This is a genomic window from Streptomyces purpurogeneiscleroticus (assembly GCF_020024005.1).
Lineage (GTDB): Bacteria > Actinomycetota > Actinomycetes > Streptomycetales > Streptomycetaceae > Streptomyces > Streptomyces purpurogeneiscleroticus.
Genome location: NZ_NHSG01000241.1, coordinates 15081 through 31521, shown reverse-complemented (window position 1 = coordinate 31521; position 16441 = coordinate 15081). Strand labels below are relative to the sequence as shown.

At 72.4% G+C, this 16441-nt stretch carries 13 protein-coding genes; 11 read left to right on the top strand and 2 right to left on the bottom strand.

Going from position 1 to position 16441, the window contains the following annotated elements:
* Positions 1–1212 (bottom strand): DUF4192 domain-containing protein (locus tag CCS38_RS15610; RefSeq protein ID WP_223733873.1); only part of this gene is annotated, 1212 nt, incomplete at its 3' end.
* Positions 1213–1510: 298 nt separating this feature from the next.
* Here CCS38_RS15610 and CCS38_RS15605 point away from each other — a divergent pair.
* A complete protein-coding gene (locus CCS38_RS15605) occupies positions 1511–2497 on the top strand; it encodes a DMT family transporter (protein WP_223733874.1) in 987 nt (328 codons plus the stop codon).
* Between the two features lie 190 nt (positions 2498–2687).
* Here the strand turns inward: CCS38_RS15605 and CCS38_RS15600 are convergent, their stop codons facing one another.
* Entirely contained in the window at positions 2688–3443 is a 756-nt protein-coding gene (locus tag CCS38_RS15600) for a LuxR family transcriptional regulator (protein ID WP_223733872.1), read from the bottom strand.
* Between the two features lie 580 nt (positions 3444–4023).
* Between CCS38_RS15600 and CCS38_RS15595 the strand changes: the two genes are divergently transcribed.
* From CCS38_RS15595 to CCS38_RS15550, 10 genes are all read left to right on the top strand, one after another.
* On the top strand, positions 4024–4815 hold the full coding sequence (locus tag CCS38_RS15595) for a thioesterase II family protein (RefSeq protein WP_223733871.1): 792 nt from the start codon (positions 4024–4026) through the stop codon (positions 4813–4815).
* A gap of 46 nt (positions 4816–4861) precedes the next feature.
* Positions 4862–5737, top strand: a complete 876-nt coding sequence (locus CCS38_RS15590; protein WP_223733870.1) for an isocitrate lyase/PEP mutase family protein — start codon at positions 4862–4864, stop codon at positions 5735–5737.
* Entirely contained in the window at positions 5734–6696 is a 963-nt protein-coding gene (locus CCS38_RS15585) for a 3-oxoacyl-ACP synthase (protein WP_223733869.1), read from the top strand. The genes CCS38_RS15590 and CCS38_RS15585 overlap by 4 nt, the downstream gene beginning before the upstream one ends.
* Positions 6696–8945 carry an iron-containing redox enzyme family protein gene (locus CCS38_RS15580; RefSeq protein ID WP_223733868.1) on the top strand — a complete coding sequence of 750 codons (2250 nt, stop codon included), beginning with the start codon at positions 6696–6698 and terminating at the stop codon, positions 8943–8945. Before CCS38_RS15585 ends, CCS38_RS15580 begins: the two co-directional genes overlap by 1 nt.
* 63 nt (positions 8946–9008) lie before the next feature.
* Entirely contained in the window at positions 9009–10217 is a 1209-nt protein-coding gene (locus CCS38_RS15575) for an acyl-CoA dehydrogenase family protein (RefSeq protein ID WP_223733867.1), read from the top strand.
* 47 nt (positions 10218–10264) lie between these two features.
* A complete protein-coding gene (locus CCS38_RS15570) occupies positions 10265–11386 on the top strand; it encodes a cytochrome P450 (protein ID WP_223733866.1) in 1122 nt (373 codons plus the stop codon).
* Positions 11387–11466: 80 nt separating this feature from the next.
* Positions 11467–12522 carry a saccharopine dehydrogenase gene (locus CCS38_RS15565; RefSeq protein WP_223733865.1) on the top strand — a complete coding sequence of 352 codons (1056 nt, stop codon included), beginning with the start codon at positions 11467–11469 and terminating at the stop codon, positions 12520–12522.
* The gene (locus CCS38_RS15560; protein ID WP_223733864.1) at positions 12512–13717 is read left to right on the top strand and encodes a saccharopine dehydrogenase C-terminal domain-containing protein; all 1206 of its coding nucleotides are present in this window, start codon (positions 12512–12514) and stop codon (positions 13715–13717) included. The genes CCS38_RS15565 and CCS38_RS15560 overlap by 11 nt, the downstream gene beginning before the upstream one ends.
* A complete protein-coding gene (locus tag CCS38_RS15555) occupies positions 13714–15057 on the top strand; it encodes an ATP-grasp domain-containing protein (RefSeq protein ID WP_223733863.1) in 1344 nt (447 codons plus the stop codon). Before CCS38_RS15560 ends, CCS38_RS15555 begins: the two co-directional genes overlap by 4 nt.
* Positions 15047–16354, top strand: coding sequence for an MFS transporter (locus CCS38_RS15550; protein WP_223733862.1), 1308 nt, complete (start codon positions 15047–15049; stop codon positions 16352–16354). The genes CCS38_RS15555 and CCS38_RS15550 overlap by 11 nt, the downstream gene beginning before the upstream one ends.
* The last annotated feature ends 87 nt before the right edge of the window (positions 16355–16441 follow it).

The following is a 16441-nucleotide window of genomic DNA, read 5'->3' as shown; positions in this document are numbered from 1 at the left end:
TTCGGCAGGGATGGCCGGGACGCGCGCCGCCGGCTGCTCCGGAACGGAGCTCGCAGCCGGATTGGGTGTGGAGCGGAGACAGTCGCGGAGCTTTTCCGGGTCGAGTCCCTCGTTGAGGCCGCGGTGGAGGAGCTGCGCGAAGAGGTAGTCGGGGTCGAGAGTGAGGGCACGGCCCAGGGCCACTCGGGCGGACGCGGTGTCACCGCTCGCCCAGGCGACCCAGCCGGCCAGCGTGAGCGGTGCGGCGGCGTGGCTCTCGTACGCCCCGGGGCAGCGGCGGGCCAGTGCGCGCCACAGCCGCAGCGCCGGTGCGGCGTCGGGCCCTTCCAGCCACGCGGCGGCGCGGTCGCGGGTGAGGCGGTCCTGGAGGCCGAGGATCAGCTCGGCGGCCTCGCCGTTGCCGAGGAGCGCGTCGTCGCAGGCGTCCTTGGCGCGGTGGCTGCCGGAGGGCGGGTCGCCCCGGAAGGTGTGGAGCGCGCGGGTCAGAAGAGTGCAGGTCTCCTCGCGGACCGTGTGGGGGTCCTGACCGGACAGCATCCGCGGGACGAGGGCGGCCGCCGCCGCGTCGAGGGCCTTGATCTGGTCGTCGGCGCGGGGCCCGGTGAGCGGGGCCAGCCGGGCCTCCATCTCCTTGAGCGAACCGCGGACCTGAACGCCGGCGTAGGCGGCGGCCGCCGCCATGACCGACGTGCCGGGCAGGACGAGCGGGGTGCCGTCGGCCGGGCAGCAGCGCTCGTCCGGGCAGACGTAGGACCAGTAGCGCCCGTTGGAGAGGCACAGGGCTTCCATGACGGGGACGTCCCGGCTGCCGCAGGCCGTGCGCAGCCGCTGGGCGAGCGGCCTGAGGCGGTCCTTCACCTCCCGGCCGGTTTCGGCGACCGACGGGTCCTGGCAGAGGAAGGCGATGATGCCGCGGGGCGGTGTGCCGCGCTCCCGGCCAGCGGTGATCAGGCAGTCGGCGAGCTGATCGGCGACGGCGGGCCACTGGGCGGTGTCGGCGGGAATGCCGAGCCGGACTCGGCCGCCGAAGCGTCCCCGCTCGCCGTGAAGGGTGACGAGGACGATGCTGTCGTCGGGGTAGAAGCCGAGCAAGTACGGCAGGGCGTCCGCCAGTTCGGCGGGGCTGCGCAGGGTGACCTGGGCTTCGGGGGTCTTGGAGGACGTGGCGGACGGGTGCTCTGCCGGGTTCGCCGGCTCGATGTGCGGGTTCATGACTCGAAGATCCCGCGGCCCGGCCGGCCGCCGCGACCCCTGTGGATATCTCCCGGGTGACGAAGTTTTTACACAATCAGCGGCGGGCGGCCCGGCGTGGGCGGCGTACGCGTTCCACGCCGGTGTCCGGCCGTGCAGGTCGTAAGCGGTTTCCGCCCGCCGCGAGGCGCCGGCGCCGCCCCCGGGAAGCGACACCGGAGCGCTTCGCCAAATGCCGTGACAACAGGGCGAATTGGACGGCGATGAACTGCGCGGCAGCCTGTTCAGGAGGTATACGGGTGATTAGATTGCCTGCGTGATTCGATCGACAAATACTTCCGGAATCGACCGTAGTGCGCTCATCGCGGCATCGGTCACCGTCGTTCTCTGGGCTTCGGCGTTCGTCTCCATTCGCGCCTCGGCCGACTACTTCAGTCCTGGAGCGCTCGCGCTCGGCCGGCTCGTGACCGGTTCCGTCGCATTGGTCTGTGTATTGCTGGTCAAACGGGGCGGTTTACCGCCACGTAAGGCATGGCCGGGCATTGTGGTATCCGGAGTGCTGTGGTTCGGCGTCTACATGGTGGCCCTGAACTGGGGGGAGCAGAAAGTCGACGCCGGCACCGCGTCCATGGTGGTCAACGTCGGACCGATGGTGATCGCGCTGCTGGGCGGCTGGCTGCTCAAGGAGGGCTTCCCGCCCCTGCTGCTGCTCGGCATGGCGGTGTCGTTCGTGGGCGCGGTCGTGGTGGGCTTTTCCACGTCCGGCGAGGGCTCGTCCTCCGTACTGGGCGTACTGCTCTGCCTGTTGGCGGCGGTGGCCTACGGGGCCGGGGTGGTGTCGCAGAAACCCGCCCTGCGGTACGCGACCCCGATGCAGACCACGACGTTCGGCTGCCTCATCGGCACAGTCGCCTGCCTCCCGTTCAGCGGGCAGCTGGTCTCGCAGCTGTCCGAGGCGCCGCTCTCGGCGACCCTCAACGTCGTCTACCTGGGGCTCTTCCCGACCGCCCTGGCCTTCAGCACCTGGGCCTACGCGCTGTCCCGGACGACCGCGGGCAAGATGGGGGCGACCACGTACGCGGTGCCCGCCGTGGTGGTCCTCATTTCCTGGATCTTCCTGCGGGAGGTGCCGGGTTGGCTCACCCTCCTCGGAGGCGTCATCTGCCTCGGCGGGGTCGCGGTCTCCCGGAGGCGCGGCATCCGCACGCCACAGGCGTCGCCGGACCCCACGGCCCAGCCGTCGGCACCGGCCGATTCCGCTCCCCCGGCCGATTCCGGAACACCCGCGGCCGAGACGAGGCACTGACCACGGGCGCCGCGCTCCACGCGGAGGGCCACGGGCCCCGCACTCCCCACGGAAAGCCACGGGCGCCGCGCTCCGCACGGAGAGCCACGGGCCCCGCGCTCCACGCGGAGGGGCCGGAGGGAGTACGCACTCCCTCCGGCCCCTCCGTCCATGTGGCCGCCGCGCAGCGGCCCTTCGTGGCGCGCGGGACTCACAGCACGAACGTGGTCTCGTTCCTGGCCAGGAGATAGCCGAGCTGTACCCGGGTGTGCGCCCCGTGTTCCTGCTTCATGGCCGCGATGTGCCCCTGCAGCGACCTTTCACTGATACCGAGCCGCCGCGCGATGCGCTTGTCCGAGTACCCCCCGATGAGCAGCCTGCTGATGGATTCGCGGAGTGACGGAATGACTTCGCCGGCCGCCTTCGCCGCGTGCAGCGGAACGAACGGGAATTCCTTCGCGCGGTCCCAGGAACGCTCGAAAGTGTCCTTGAGGAAACGCACGACCGCCGGCTCCCGGATCGCAATGGCGTGCGTGCGGCTCTCATTCGCGGAGATGAAAGCGACGGCGTCGTCCACGACAATAAGACGGTCGAAGAATTCGGCCAGCGTGCGGACTCGCACTCCGTAATCGGAGACCGCTCGCACATACTTCTTCGTCGCTTCATCGAAACGCGTGCTGTGCTGATACAGCGTGCGCATCGCCACCCCCGCTTCGATATGGCGTCGCACGGCTTCCAGCGCCTTTTCCAGAACCGGGCCCGGTCGTGGCCCGTCCGGCTGGGCGGTGAGAATTTCCCTGCGCGCCCCGGCCAGCGCCTCGTTGATCGCGCCCTCTATGACATCCAGGCCGTCGAGGTGGCAAATACCGGATTCCGCGGGGGCCGCCGGCGCCTCTTGGGCGCCGCCGATGCCGTCGATCGGCCGTCCGACCGTGAGTCTGGACAGCTCGTCCAGCTGTGCGGCCATGCGCCGGAGTGTGCTCTCAGCCCCTTCGGACAGGGGCTCTAATCGCGCAAAGTTCTGTCCGTTTTGCTCTACTTGGGCACCTTTTGCATCGTTCATGTGCTATCCCCCATGCCAGGCCATACGCCCTTTAGGTGCATGTAAGTCCCCTCGGTTTCCTGAAGTTCGGAAACCCGAACCATCTTAGATCTTCAACTCCGGTCCGGGACAAGGAAGATTGAAAGCAGGCGACCACGGGGGGCGCGTTCGCCGCCATCAGGGCACTTCCCTCCCCCTTTGCCGCCCCATTCCCTGGCCGGTTCATGCACTCTTCGCAGGAGAGGTTCCAAGAACATGCGGGAAAATTCTTTCTCAAAGATCCGCACTACCCGTCGCTCGCCCCTCACTCTTCGTATCGGGTTCGTCGCGGTAGCGGGTTTTCTGGCGGTCATGCCCGGGGCCGACCCGGCGGACTCCTCGGTCTCCGCACACCCCTCGGGAGACGTCCGGCTCGACGATGTCGGCTGGAATGCGGCCGGTTCCCGGTCGACCTCCTGAGAGCACGCTCCACCCCCCACCAGGTACGAGAGATCGGTTCCGCACTGTGACTTCTTCCCCATGGTTTCTGCGCGGTGAAGCCGGGTCCCGGCAGACCGCCCGCGTCTACTGCTTCCCCCACGCCGGCGGCAATCCACGGGCCTTTCTCGGCTGGCAGAAGGACCTGGGGGACGACGCGGAAGTGGTCGCGGTCTGCCCGCCGGGCCGGGGACCCCGGTACCGCGAGACCGCCCTCACCACCGTCCCGGAACTCGCCGACGGAGCGGCAGCGGCGATCGCCGCGACCGCCGACCGGCCCTTCGTCCTCTTCGGGCACAGCTTCGGCGCGGTACTCGCCTTCGAGGTCGCGCGGCGCATCGGCGGCCTGCCGGACTTCCGGCACCTGGTCGCCTCCGGCTGCTCCGCCCCCGCGCTGCTGCCCACCCCGCGCGTCGTGGAGACCGCGCGGCTGGAGGGACGGGAATTCACCGAGGCCGTGGGCTTCTTCGGTGGCCTGCCACCTGAGGTCGTGGCCGACGAGGCGCTCCAGGAACTGCTGCTCCCGCATCTGCGGTCGGACTTCCGCATGGTCGCGGAGTACGCCTACCGCCCGGCACCACCGCTGGACGTGCCCGTCACGTTGATCAATGGGCACGACGACCCGCACGTCACCGAGGCCGGTCTCGCTCCCTGGAAGCGCGAGTGCGCCGGCGGACTCGCCCAACACTGGGCCGACGGCGGTCACTTCTACTTCGACGGTAGTCCGGGCGCGGTCACCGATCTGCTGCGATCGCTCGTTCGAGGGACAGGGGCACCTGGCGCGAACGCGCCGGTTGATGAGCACGTTGAGCTTATCTGACAGTGCTTTACGCCCACGTTCCGAGCGCCACAGAGGAGACACCGGAATGAACCCGTCCACCGCAGCACAGCACCGCCGCGCCGTCGCGTTCCAGCAGCTCCACGAGGGGCCGCGGCCCTTCGTCGTGCCCAACCCGTGGGACGCCGGGACCGCCCGCATCCTGACCGGGCTGGGGTTCGCCGCGCTCGCCACCACCGGCGCGGGCATGGCGTACGCCATGGGCCTGCCCGACGGCGCCGGCCCCATCGGTCGGACGGAGATCCTGGACAACGCGGCGGCGATCGTCGCCGCGACCCCGCTGCCGGTCACCGCCGACCTGGAGAGCGGTTTCGGCGACAGCCCGGAGGAGGTCGCCGAGACCATCCGGCGCGCCGCCGCGGTGGGGCTGGTCGGCGGGTCGGTCGAGGACTCCACGGGCCGGGCCGAGGACCCCGTACGCCCGCTGGAGGAGTCGGTGGAGCGCGTGGCTGCGGCCGTCGCCGCGGCCAAGGAGCTCGACTTCCCCTTCACGGTGACCGCGCGCGCCGAGAACTTCTTCCAGGGCAGGCCCGACCTGGACGACACCATCCGCCGCCTGCAGGCGTACGAGGCCGCGGGCGCCGATGTGCTCTACGCGCCGGCCCTGCCGGACGCGGACGCCATCCGCGCGGTGTGCTCCGCCGTCTCGGCACCCGTCAACGTCCTGATGGGCTCGCCCGCGCTGCGGCTGTCCGTCGACGAGCTGGGCGCCATGGGCGTACGGCGGATCAGCGTCGGCTCGGCGCTCTCCCGGGCGTCGCTCGGCGCCGTCGTCCGCGCGGCCCAGGAAATCCGTGACCACGGCACCTTCGGCTTCGGGGCGGACGCCGTCCCGTATGCCGAGGCCAACACGATGATGGCGCCGGAGCAGCCGGCCGGCCCGGAGAGTGATCCCACACCGTGAACACCGCACCGGCATACCTGTCCGCTCCCCGCTACGTCCTGGGGGAGACCGAGGCCGACCACACGACGATCGCCAACCTCACCGCGCGCGCCCGCGAGTTCGGCATGCCCCCGAAGGCCGCGCTGTGGGGCTGGGGAACGGTCCGGCGCACGGCGAAGAGCCTGGAGTCGCTGGCCGTGGAGAGCGGCGCGGCGGCCCTGGCCGCCGCCGGGGTCGAGCCCGCATCCGTCGACGGCCTCATCGTGTGCTCGACCAGATTCCCCGGCGGGCCCCGCACCCACGGCAGGTTCGTGGAGGCGGTGATGTCCGGCATCGGGCTGGCCGGCGCCGCCTTCACCGGCATCACCCTCAACCGCTGCACCAATCTGCTGGTCGGCCTGCGCATGGCACAGGCGTTCGTGGCCGCGGGCCACCACCGCAAGGTGCTGGTCCTCTCCACCGACCGGATCACCGACGAATCCGTACGGATGGAGAACTTCGCCCTCTTCAGCGACGGCGCGGCGGCCTGCGTGGTCGGCGCGGAGCCGCACGGCACGGACGCCTACGAGATGGTCGCGGGCGCCTCGGCGCAGGACCCGACGGCGCTGGACTGGTCGAACGAGATCAGCTCGGACCTCGCCCGCACGGTCAACGAGCGGGTGCTCACGGCGGCCGGCATGAAGGCCGGTGACGTCGACGGCGTGCTGCACCTCAATCTGTACAAGCCGCTCGTCGTCATGAAGGAGCGCCAGGCGGGCTTCGCCGCCGAGCAGTTGTTCCTCGACAACATCACCCGGGTCGGCCACTGCTTCGCCGCCGACCCGCTGATCAACCTGGTGGACCGGGGCGCGGCCGGAGCGCTGCGGGACGGCGGCCACTACCTCCTCGCGGCGAGCGTGCCCGGCGTCCGCGTCGGCGTCCTGCTGCGCAAGCTGTCCGCCTCCCCCGCACCGGCAGCCACCACCTCCAGGGAGCTCTGATGAACGCGCACACCGGATTCCCGCTTCCGGACCTGACCACGTCCCTGCCCCGCGCCCCCTTCCTGTTCAGCCCCAAGGCCGTCGAGGAGGCCACAGCCGTCCTCGACGGCGCGCCGGCCGGCGTCTTCCAGCAGCTGCTCGGCGACCAGGAGAGCGAGACCACGCTGCTCGTCGCCCGGCGCGTCCTCGAAGCGTTCCTCGGCAGCATCGCCGCCACCGCGGACCCGGCAGCGCCCCAGGGCACCGATGCCGACGCGGTCGCCGCGTACGTCCAGGAGGCGCGCGCCGCCCTCGTGCCGTCGCTCACCGCGCTGCGCGAGGCCGGCCCCGAGACGCACCGGCTCGTCCTGCGCCAGCGGGCTCCCCTGGCGCTGCTCGGCGGCTGCTGGCTGGACACGGTGTCGCAGGCCGCCACCCAGCCCTCCGTCGTCGTCAACCGCCTGTTCGGCCAGTACTTCCTGCTGCGGGGCTCCGGCACGCCGCAGCGCGGTCTGCTCGCGCGGCGCCGGCGGACCCTGGACGACCTGGGCGTCCATCTGCCCGGCATCGAGGCCGCCGACTTCCTCCACCAGGCCGGCGCCCGGCCGCTGACCGCCCTGCACGCCGCGTTCTTCCTCGCGCTCTCCCGGCTGCCCGCGTCCTTCCTGCCCGAAGTGGTGGGCGTGCACTACGCGATGTGCGCGCTGGGCGCCGACGAGGTGCTGCTGGGGACCGAGACGCTCGTTCCGGAGGAGGCGGCCCGCACGGTCCTCGCCGAGTACTTCGCGCTCACCGAGCAGTCGCCGACCGGTGCCGAGGACCGGCGGCGGACGCGCACCGCGATCGAGTTGGTGCTGCGGCTGGAGCGCGAGCAGGCGGCGCTGCTCACCGAGCTGGCCGACTGGCAGCGCGGGCTGTCCCTGGACGCCCGGGTGGCGCAGATCGTGGCCCGGCACGCACCGTTCGCGGGCAAGCAGCACCGCGGCGTACGGATGGGCGGCCGGCGGCTCTCGGAGTGGCTCGGCGACGAGGACCTCGACCTCGCCGAGTTCGTGGCGGTCTTCCGGGAGGCCCGGCAGACGCGGACCGGCGCAGACGGGGCCTGCCGGTTCCTGCAGTCGATCAAATTCGGCGGGCCGATGTTCGGGATCTTCGACGAGGAGGAGGCCGCCACGTTCACGGCGTGGACGGAGTCCATCGCCGCGGGCGAGCCGGCGGACCTCGACTTCCGGCCGAACACCGCCGGTGACGAGCGGGCCGCCGAGTGGACCGGTGCGCTGCGGAGCGCGGCGCCGGCCGATGTGGTGGCGGCCGAGCCGGAGCGCGGCCTGGACGACCGGGAGCTGTTCCACCGCATCGTCAACGTCGAGCAGTACCCGCACATCCTGCCGGTGGCCCGGGACCGTGCCGAGGCCGGGCTCGCCGACGCGGAGCTGCTCTTCACCCACGGGAGCGGCGGAAAGCTCACCAACGCCGAGTACTTCGACTACACCCCCGAAGCGCTCATGGAGCGCGTCGAGCGGATCTACTGGGACAAGCTGGTCAATCCGTACCGCCCGCTGACGGAGATACCCGACCGCGACGAGGTGGTGTTCGGACAGTCCACGTTCGCGCTGGGCAGCCTGATCGACGGCAGCTGGGCCCACCGCATCGGCAACCTCGGCCGCGACCACCGGCAGAGCGACCACATGCTGTTCGCCATCTACGCCGACGAGATGGGCCGCGGCGACCTCGCCAAGAACCACATCACGCTCATCCACCAGGTGCTGGCGAGCATGGACATCCATCTGCCGCACATCCGGCAGCAGGAGTTCCTGGACCAGGGCGATCTGCCGGACGGGCTCTACGGGTTCTCCATCCACCAGGTGTGCCTGTCGCTCTTCCCCGACACGCTCTACAACGAGATCCTCGGCTACAACCTGGGCATCGAGATGTTCGGGCTGGGCGAGATGCGCCTGCACGAGATCCAGAAGCTGCGCCGGCACAACTTCGACGTGTCCTACGAAGAGGCGCATCTGTCGATCGACAACTTCTCCGCGGGCCACGCCCGTCAGTCGGCCGACATCATCGTCTCCTACCTCGACGACGTCCGGCGCGCCTCCGGCGAGGAAGCCGTCCAGCGGGAGTGGCGCCGCATCTGGCGCGGCTACGCCTCCTTCGCGTACTTCGTCGAACACCAGCTGGTCAAGCAGGTCACCGACCGGCAGGCAGCAGCGCCGATATCCGCGGCGCACGCCGCCCGGCCCGACGACGCCGACCTGGTCATCTGACGCCTCCCGCGCTCCCAGCACACCTCCGCGCCCAGCGCCCCTCCTCGCCACGGAGACCCCGCCTTGCAGCAGATCACGAGCTTCGACCCGGAAATACTCGAACTCCCCTTCTACGAAGACCAGCACCGCCGGCTCGCCGAGGCTCTCGGCACCTGGTGCGACGCCCGTACCGCCCTGTGGGACGAAGTACGGCAGGAGGACCCGGAGAAGGCCGGGCTGCGCCTGGTACGGCAGCTGGGCGAGGACGGCTGGCTCGCCTTCCTGGACCCGGAGTCCGGCACCGAGGGCCTGCCCGGCGACCACCGCGCCCTCTGCCTGACGCGGGAGGCGCTCGCGTACGCCGAGGACCTGGCGGACTTCGCGTTCTCCATCCAGGCGCTGTCGGCCACGCCGGTCATCCGCTTCGGCAGCGAGGCACAGAAGCGGCACTACCTGCCGCGGATGGCCACGGGCTCGCTCGTGGGCGCCTTCGCGGTCTCCGAGGAGGAGGCGGGCTCGGACGTCGCTTCGGTCGCCCTGCGGGCCGACCGCGGCCCGGACGGCGGCTATGTGCTCAACGGCCGCAAGGCGTGGATCGCCAACGGCAGCATCGCCGATGTGTACGTCGTCATCGCGCGCACCGGCGGCGCCCCGGGGGCGCTGGGCCTGACGGCGTTCCTCGTCCCCGCCGACACCCCCGGCGTACGGGTCGGCCGACGCCTGGACGCGCTCGCGCCCCGCTCCTTCGCCCACCTCGACTTCGAGGACTGCCGGGTGCCGGCGGACGCCGTACTGGGCAAGCCGGGCAAGGGTTTCGTCATCGCGATGGACCTGCTGGAACGCTTCCGGATGACGGTCGGCGCGGCCGCGCTCGGCTTCGCCCGGCGGGCCGCCGACACGGCCCTGGCCCGCGCTCGTACGCGCTCCGTGGGCGGCACCAAACTCATCGACCTCCAGCTGACGCAGGCGTCGTTGGCGGACATGGACGTCCAGCTCAACGCGGCGGCGCTGCTGGTGGCGCGGGCCGCCTGGGAGGCCGACCGCGGCAGCCGCCGCTTCGCGCGGCACTCCAGCATCGCCAAGCTGTACGCCACCGAAGAGGCGCAGCGCATCGTCGACACGGCCGTCCAGCTGCTGGGCGCGTCGGGAGTGGTCAAGGACAGCGTCACCGAGCGGCTGTACCGGCAGATCCGCGCCCTGCGGATCTACGAGGGCACGTCGGAGGTCATGCGGCTGACCATCGCCGGCACGCTCGACACCCGCCGCGCGGCCCGGGCCGCGCGCGACGTCTGACCGGCCCGCCCACCCCCCACCGTTCCACCGAGCAAGGAGTGCCACGGGTGACCACCCCCATCGAAGCGGTCCGGCTGCCGGATCCCTACGCCTACTACGCGACGTTGACGGCCGAGCGGCCCTTCGCCTTCGACCCGGCCGTGGGCGCCTGGGTGGCGAGCGACGCCGCGGCCGTGCGCGCCGTGCTGACCGCCGGCGCGCTGCGCGTCCGGCCCGCCGCCGAGCCGGTCCCGCCCGGCATCGCCGGCACCCCCGCCGGTGACGTCTTCGGGTCCCTGGTGCGGATGACCGACGGCACCCTCCAGCAGCGCCTGAAGGGGGTGGTCGTCGACGCGCTGGGCCGGGTCGACACCGCGCACGCCGCAGCGCTGGCCGGTGAGCGCACCCGCGCGTACCTGAAGGACGGCCGGCCGCCCTTCGAAGAGCTGATGTTCGCCGTGCCCGCGCAGGTCGTGGCGGCGCTGTGCGGGCTGGACGGCGGCGCGGACGCCGAAGCGGCCCGGCTGACCGGCGACTTCGTCCAGTGCATCCCCGCCTCGGCCACGCCGGAGCAGCAGCGCGCCGCGGCCCTGGCGGCCGGCCGCCTCCAGGAGCTGCTGGGCCCCGGTATCGAGCGCGGCGCCGACGGCACGGGGCTCCTCGCCGAGCTGGTACGGGCCGCGCGGCGCGCCGACTGGTCCGAAACGGCGCCGCTGCTGGCCAACGCGGTCGGCTTCCTCTCCCAGACGTACGACGCCACGGCCGGCCTGATCGGCAACACCCTGCTGGCGCTGGCCCGTGAGGGGCAGCGGCCGACCGTTCCGGCCGCCTTCGTCCGGGAGGTCGTGCGGCACGACGCGCCGATCCAGAACACCCGCCGGTTCGCCGCCGAGCCGTTCCGGTACGGCGATGCCGAGGTCGCGCCGGGCGAGCAGGTGCTGGTGGTACTGGCCGCCGCCAACCGCGACCCGGCGGCCAACCCCGACCCGCACGCCTTCCTGCCCGGCCGCGCGGACCCCGCGGTCTTCACCTTCGGCACGGCCGCCCACCGCTGTCCCGGAGAGGAGCTGGCGACCGCCGTGACCTGCGGAGTCGTCGGCGAGCTGCTCGCCGCCGGTTTCGACCCGGACGAGCTGCCGGCCGAGGTGGCGTACCGGCCGCTGGCCAACGCCCGTATCCCGGTCCTGTAGCCGCGGACCGGCCCTCCGCTGCCCGCTGCCCGCCGATCCCTCAAGCTGCCCGCCGATCTCTCAAGAGGAAGTACCGCCTGATGCCGGACATGCCACGCCTGTGGATGCGTCATGAATCCCGCGCCAGTGAGCGCCGGGCGCCGCTCGTGCCCGAGGACGCCGCGAAGCTGGTGGACCAGGGTGCCGAGATCACCGTCGAGGAGTCGCCGCAGCGCGCCTTCCCGCTCGCCGACTACACGGCCGCGGGCTGCCGCACCGCGCCGGCGGGCAGCTGGCCCGAGGCCCCTGCGGACCACTACGTGCTGGGCCTGAAGGAGCTGCCCGCGGTGCCGCACGAGCTGCGGCACCGTCATATCTACTTCGGTCACGCCTACAAGGGGCAGGCGGGCGCCGAGGAGCTGCTCGGCCGGTTCACGGCGGGCGGCGGCGCGCTGCTGGACCTGGAGTACCTCACGGACGACGACGGCCGCCGGCTCGCGGCCTTCGGGTACTGGGCCGGTTACGTCGGCGCCGCGCTGGCCGTACTGCACCACCGGGGCCGGCTGGAGACGCCGCTGCGCCCGACGGACCGCCCCGGGCTGGACGCCCTGCTGGGGGCCGGCGCCGGCGGGACCGCGCTGGTGATCGGTGCTCTGGGGCGCAGCGGCCGGGGTGCCTGCGACGCGCTGGAGGCGGCGGGCATCGCCCCGACCCGGTGGGACGTGGCGGAGACCCGCGAACTGGACCGTGCGGCCCTGCTCGGCCACGACATCGTGGTCAACACCGTGCTGACCACCCGGCCCGTGCCGCCCTTCGTGACCCCGGCGGACCTCGATGACCCCGGCCGCAGCACTGCGGTGATCTCGGACGTCACCTGCGACGTGACCTCGGAGTGCAACGTCCTGCCCGTCTATGACGCGGTCACCGACTGGGACCGGCCGGTCCGGCGGCTGCGGGACGGCGACCGGCCCGCCGACCTGATCGCCATCGACAACCTGCCCTCGCTGCTGCCCGCCGAGTCCAGCCGGGCCTTCTCGGCAGAGCTCGCGCCCCAGCTGGCGCGGCTGTCCGACACCGACCCGGCCTGGGCGCGCACGCTGCGCACCTTTGAAGCCGCGGCCCGCCCCGACCACAAGGAGAGCACCCATGTCCGCTAGCCGGCCGACCCCCGGCCGTACCGAGGCCGTCCCCGCGAGCGGCACCGTCCACTGGATCGGCACCGGCCTGTCCACCGGCCGCAGCGGCCTCGGCGCGCTGTGCGACCGGGCCGCGCGGGTGGTGCTGTGGGACCGTACCGCCGACCGCGCGGCCGCCCGGCTGGCCGCTCTGGGCCTGACCGGCCGGGCCGAGGTGCGCGCCCTGGAGTCCGGGGCGCTGGAGGCCGCGGTGGGCACGGGCGACGTGGTCGTCTCGATGCTGCCCGCCACCGAGCACCCGCGGCTGCTGCGGCTGGCGCGGGACCGCCGGGCGCACTTCGCCTGTACCAGCTATGTCTCCGAGGCCGTGGCCGAGCAGGCCGCCGCGGCGGCCGAGGCGGGCCTCGTCGTCCTGACCGAGGCCGGACTGGACCCGGGCATCGACCACTTGATGGCCCACCGGCTGGTCGGGCGGGCCCGGGAGGCGGTCGGCGACACGGCCGAGTCGGTGGACTTCACCTCGTACTGCGGCGGCATACCGGCCGTCCCCAACGACTTCCGCTACCGGTTCAGCTGGGCGCCCTACGGAGTCCTGGCCGCCCTCGGCTCGCCCGCCCGCTACGTGTCCGAGGGCGCGGAGCGCACCGCCGCGCGCCCCTGGGAGGCCACCCGCGTCCACCGCCTGGACGGCGCGGAGTTCGAGGTCTACCCGAACCGCGACAGCCTGCCCTTCATCGCCCAGTACGGCATTCCGGACGGCTGGCGGCTGCGGACGTTCGTCCGCGGCACGCTGCGCAACGAGGGCTGGCGCGCCGCCTGGGAAGAGGTCTTCCGCACCGTCAGCGCCGGGGACGAGTCCCGGACCAGGGCGCTGGCCAAGGAGCTGGCCGACCGCTATCCCACCACCGAGACCGACCGCGACCGCGTCGTGCTCTCGGTCGCGCTCGATGTCCGTACGGCGGGCGGCGAGGGCTGGCAGGGCGCCTGCCTGATGGACCTGACCGGCGACGAGACCGAGAGCGCCATGGCCCGGTGCGTGTCCCTGCCGCTCGCCTTCGGCATCACCCGGCTGCTGGCCGGCGCGCTGCCGGCCGGCCTGAACCGGGCCACCGAGTCCGCCGAGGAGGCCGGCCGCTGGCTGGACTTCCTCGGCGACAACGGACTGCGCATCACGTTCGACGAGACGACCACGACACCACGGGGAGACCGCGCATGACCGACACGACACCGGACGGGAGAGCACCCGAAGCCTTCGTCCTCACCGGCGCCTTCTGGGTGGTGTGCCGCAACCCGCGCTACCTCCAGGAACTGTCGGCGCGGGGCCTGAAGGTGCTGCTCATCACCCCCGAGAGCTACCGCGAGGTGGCGCGGACCTGCATGAAGGACCCGGACCACCCGGCCTCCCTCATCGACGACATCGCCTTCGTGGACGGCTCGCTCGACCAGGAGGGCTCGTTCATACCGGGCTTCATCGCCCGTGCCCGGGACTGGCGGCGGAAGTACACCGTCGTCGGCGCGTACGCGGTCGGCGAGACGCTGGTGGAGCCGACCGGTCTGCTCGGTGACGCGCTCGGCCTGCCGGGGCCGGGGCTGCGCGCGACGCGGGCCTGCCGCAGCAAGTACCTCCAGCGCTGGTACCTGGACGAGTTCGGCCCGGCCTCGCTGGTCGTGCCGCCGGGCGAGCGCGAGGAGACGGCCCTCGACGGCCTGGCGTACCCGGTGGTGGCCAAGCCCGCGACCCGCCACTCCAGTTCGGGGGTGGTCACCGTCGCGGACGCCGCCGAGCTGCGGGACCGGCTCGCGGACTACCCCGCGTACGAGACCGTGCTGGTCGAGCAGCAGGTCCAGGGGCAGGAGTACTCGGTGGAGAGCCTGGTGCAGGGCGGCGAGGTGATCTTCGCGTCCGTCACCAGGAAGGAGACCACCGAGTCGCACGCCCGCTCCTTCGTGGAGCTCTCGCACTCCGTGCCCAACGCCCGTACGGAGGAGGACGAGGCGCTGCTGAGCGCCAACCGGCGGCTGCTGGCGACCCTGGACTTCCGTGACGGCATCGCGCACGCGGAGTGGCGCCTGGGCGCCGACGGCCGCCCGTACTTGATGGAGATCGCGGCCCGCACCCCGGGCGACGGCCTGCTCGCGCTCTACCAGCTCGCCACCGGGCGGCCGCTGGAGCCGGAGATCGTGCGGATCGCGCTGGGCGAGCCGGCTTCCTACCCCGCGCCGCGCCGCTGGGCCCGCCAGGTCTACCTGGACCACGAGCCCGGCACGCTGGAGGACGTCACGGTCGACTGGCCGGGCGTCGCGCCGGTGTGGGTGGGCGACGGCGGGATGTGGCCGGAGCTCGCGCCGGGCGGCCCGGACGCGCCCCCGACGCTGCGCGCGGTCCTGGTGCTCAAGGACAAGGGCGCCCCGTTGTCCCCGCTGACCAGCTCCGACGACCGGGCGGTGACCTTCCTCATCGATGCGCCGACCCCGGGTGAACTGGACGAGCTGGAGCGCCGGGTGCGCGCCGCGGTGACCCTGACGGTACGGACGGCGGCCGGTCATGGCTCCTGAGACCCGGGCCGGGGAACGGGCCACGGTGTGGGCCACGTTCCGCGAGGCGCCGCTCGCGGTGAAGACCGTACTCGCCGGGGTGCTGGTCAACCGCCTCAGCGGCTTCCTCAACATCTTCCTGGTGCTGTTCCTGACCGCGAAGGGCTACTCCGAGGGCCACACCGTCATCGCCCTCGGCGTCTACGGGGCGGGCGCCGTCGTCGGCTCGCTGATCGGCGGCACCCTGGCGGACCGGATGGGCGTGCGCAACGCCACCGTGGTGTCCATGGGCAGTACGAGCGTGCTGACCGCCGCCCTGCTGTACCTGCCCGACTTCACCGCGCTCCTGGCGGCGATCGCGCTGGTCAGCCTCGGCGCGCAGCTCTTCCGGCCGGCGTCGGCGACGCTGCTGGCGGAGCTGACGTCCGAGCACCGGCAGGTCATGATCTTCGCGATGTACCGGTTCGGGCTGAACGTGGGGGCGACGGCCGCGCCGCTGGTCGGCTACGGCCTGTACAACGCCGGCGGTCACGAGTACGACCTGCTGTTCTGGGGCGAGGCCGCGATCGCCCTGCTGTACGCGGTGTTCGCCTGGGCGACGCTGCCGGCCCGGGCCACGCGTGTCCCGGCACCGGCGGCCGGGCCAAAGGACGGCGGCGCGCCCTCGGGCGGCTACCTGGCCGTGGTCCGCGACCGGCGGTACCTGCTGTACCTCGTCGCGGCCTTCTGCCACTCCGCCGTCTACATGCAGTACCTCTCGACACTGCCGCTGTACATGAAGGACGCCGGGCTCGCGCTCTTCTGGTACACCTTCGCGGTCTCGCTCAACGGATTCATTGTCATCGCCTTCGAGCTGCTGATCACCAAGCTCTCCCAGGAGTGGCCGCTGAAGCTGACGGTCGGGCTGGGCTTCGCCCTCGTGGGCGCCGGGGTGGCCTTCTACGGGCTGCCGATCGGACCGGCCGCCGTCGTCGTCGGCACGCTCATCTGGTCGCTCGGCGAGATCATCGGCGGCCCCGCGGTCTTCGCCTACCCCGCCAAGGCGGGCCCGGAGCACCTGCGGTCCCGGTACATCGGCAGCTTCCAGTTCATGTTCGGCCTGGGCACCGCCGTGGGCCCGATGCTCGGCAGCTGGCTCTTCCTGCAGCTCGGCGGGCTGGTCTGGCCGGCGGTCGCCGTCGGCTCGCTGCTCGCCACGGTGTTCGGCCTGATCGCCGTGCGCCGGCAGCCGGCGGCCGAGGCGGCCGATGAGGCGAGCGCGGAACCGGTGCCCACGGCACCCGTGAAGGCCGACGTGAAGGCCGACGCGCCCGTCTGACCCGTACTTCCCTGATCCCTGACCCCCTGTGACACGGACGCACCCCGTCCGTCCGGTCACGCACGACCCCCCACCTGCCCGATATCA

Excerpts from the sequence above, each read along its gene's own strand:
- CCS38_RS15600 (WP_223733872.1), bottom strand. The coding sequence starts at position 3,443 with ATGGCCGCACAGCTGGACGAGCTGTCCAGACTCACGGTCGGACGGCCG.
- CCS38_RS15590 (WP_223733870.1), top strand. The coding sequence starts at position 4,862 with ATGAACCCGTCCACCGCAGCACAGCACCGCCGCGCCGTCGCGTTCCAG.
- CCS38_RS15580 (WP_223733868.1), top strand. The coding sequence starts at position 6,696 with ATGAACGCGCACACCGGATTCCCGCTTCCGGACCTGACCACGTCCCTG.
- CCS38_RS15565 (WP_223733865.1), top strand. The coding sequence starts at position 11,467 with ATGCCGGACATGCCACGCCTGTGGATGCGTCATGAATCCCGCGCCAGT.
- CCS38_RS15560 (WP_223733864.1), top strand. The coding sequence starts at position 12,512 with ATGTCCGCTAGCCGGCCGACCCCCGGCCGTACCGAGGCCGTCCCCGCG.
- CCS38_RS15555 (WP_223733863.1), top strand. The coding sequence starts at position 13,714 with ATGACCGACACGACACCGGACGGGAGAGCACCCGAAGCCTTCGTCCTC.
- CCS38_RS15550 (WP_223733862.1), top strand. The coding sequence starts at position 15,047 with ATGGCTCCTGAGACCCGGGCCGGGGAACGGGCCACGGTGTGGGCCACG.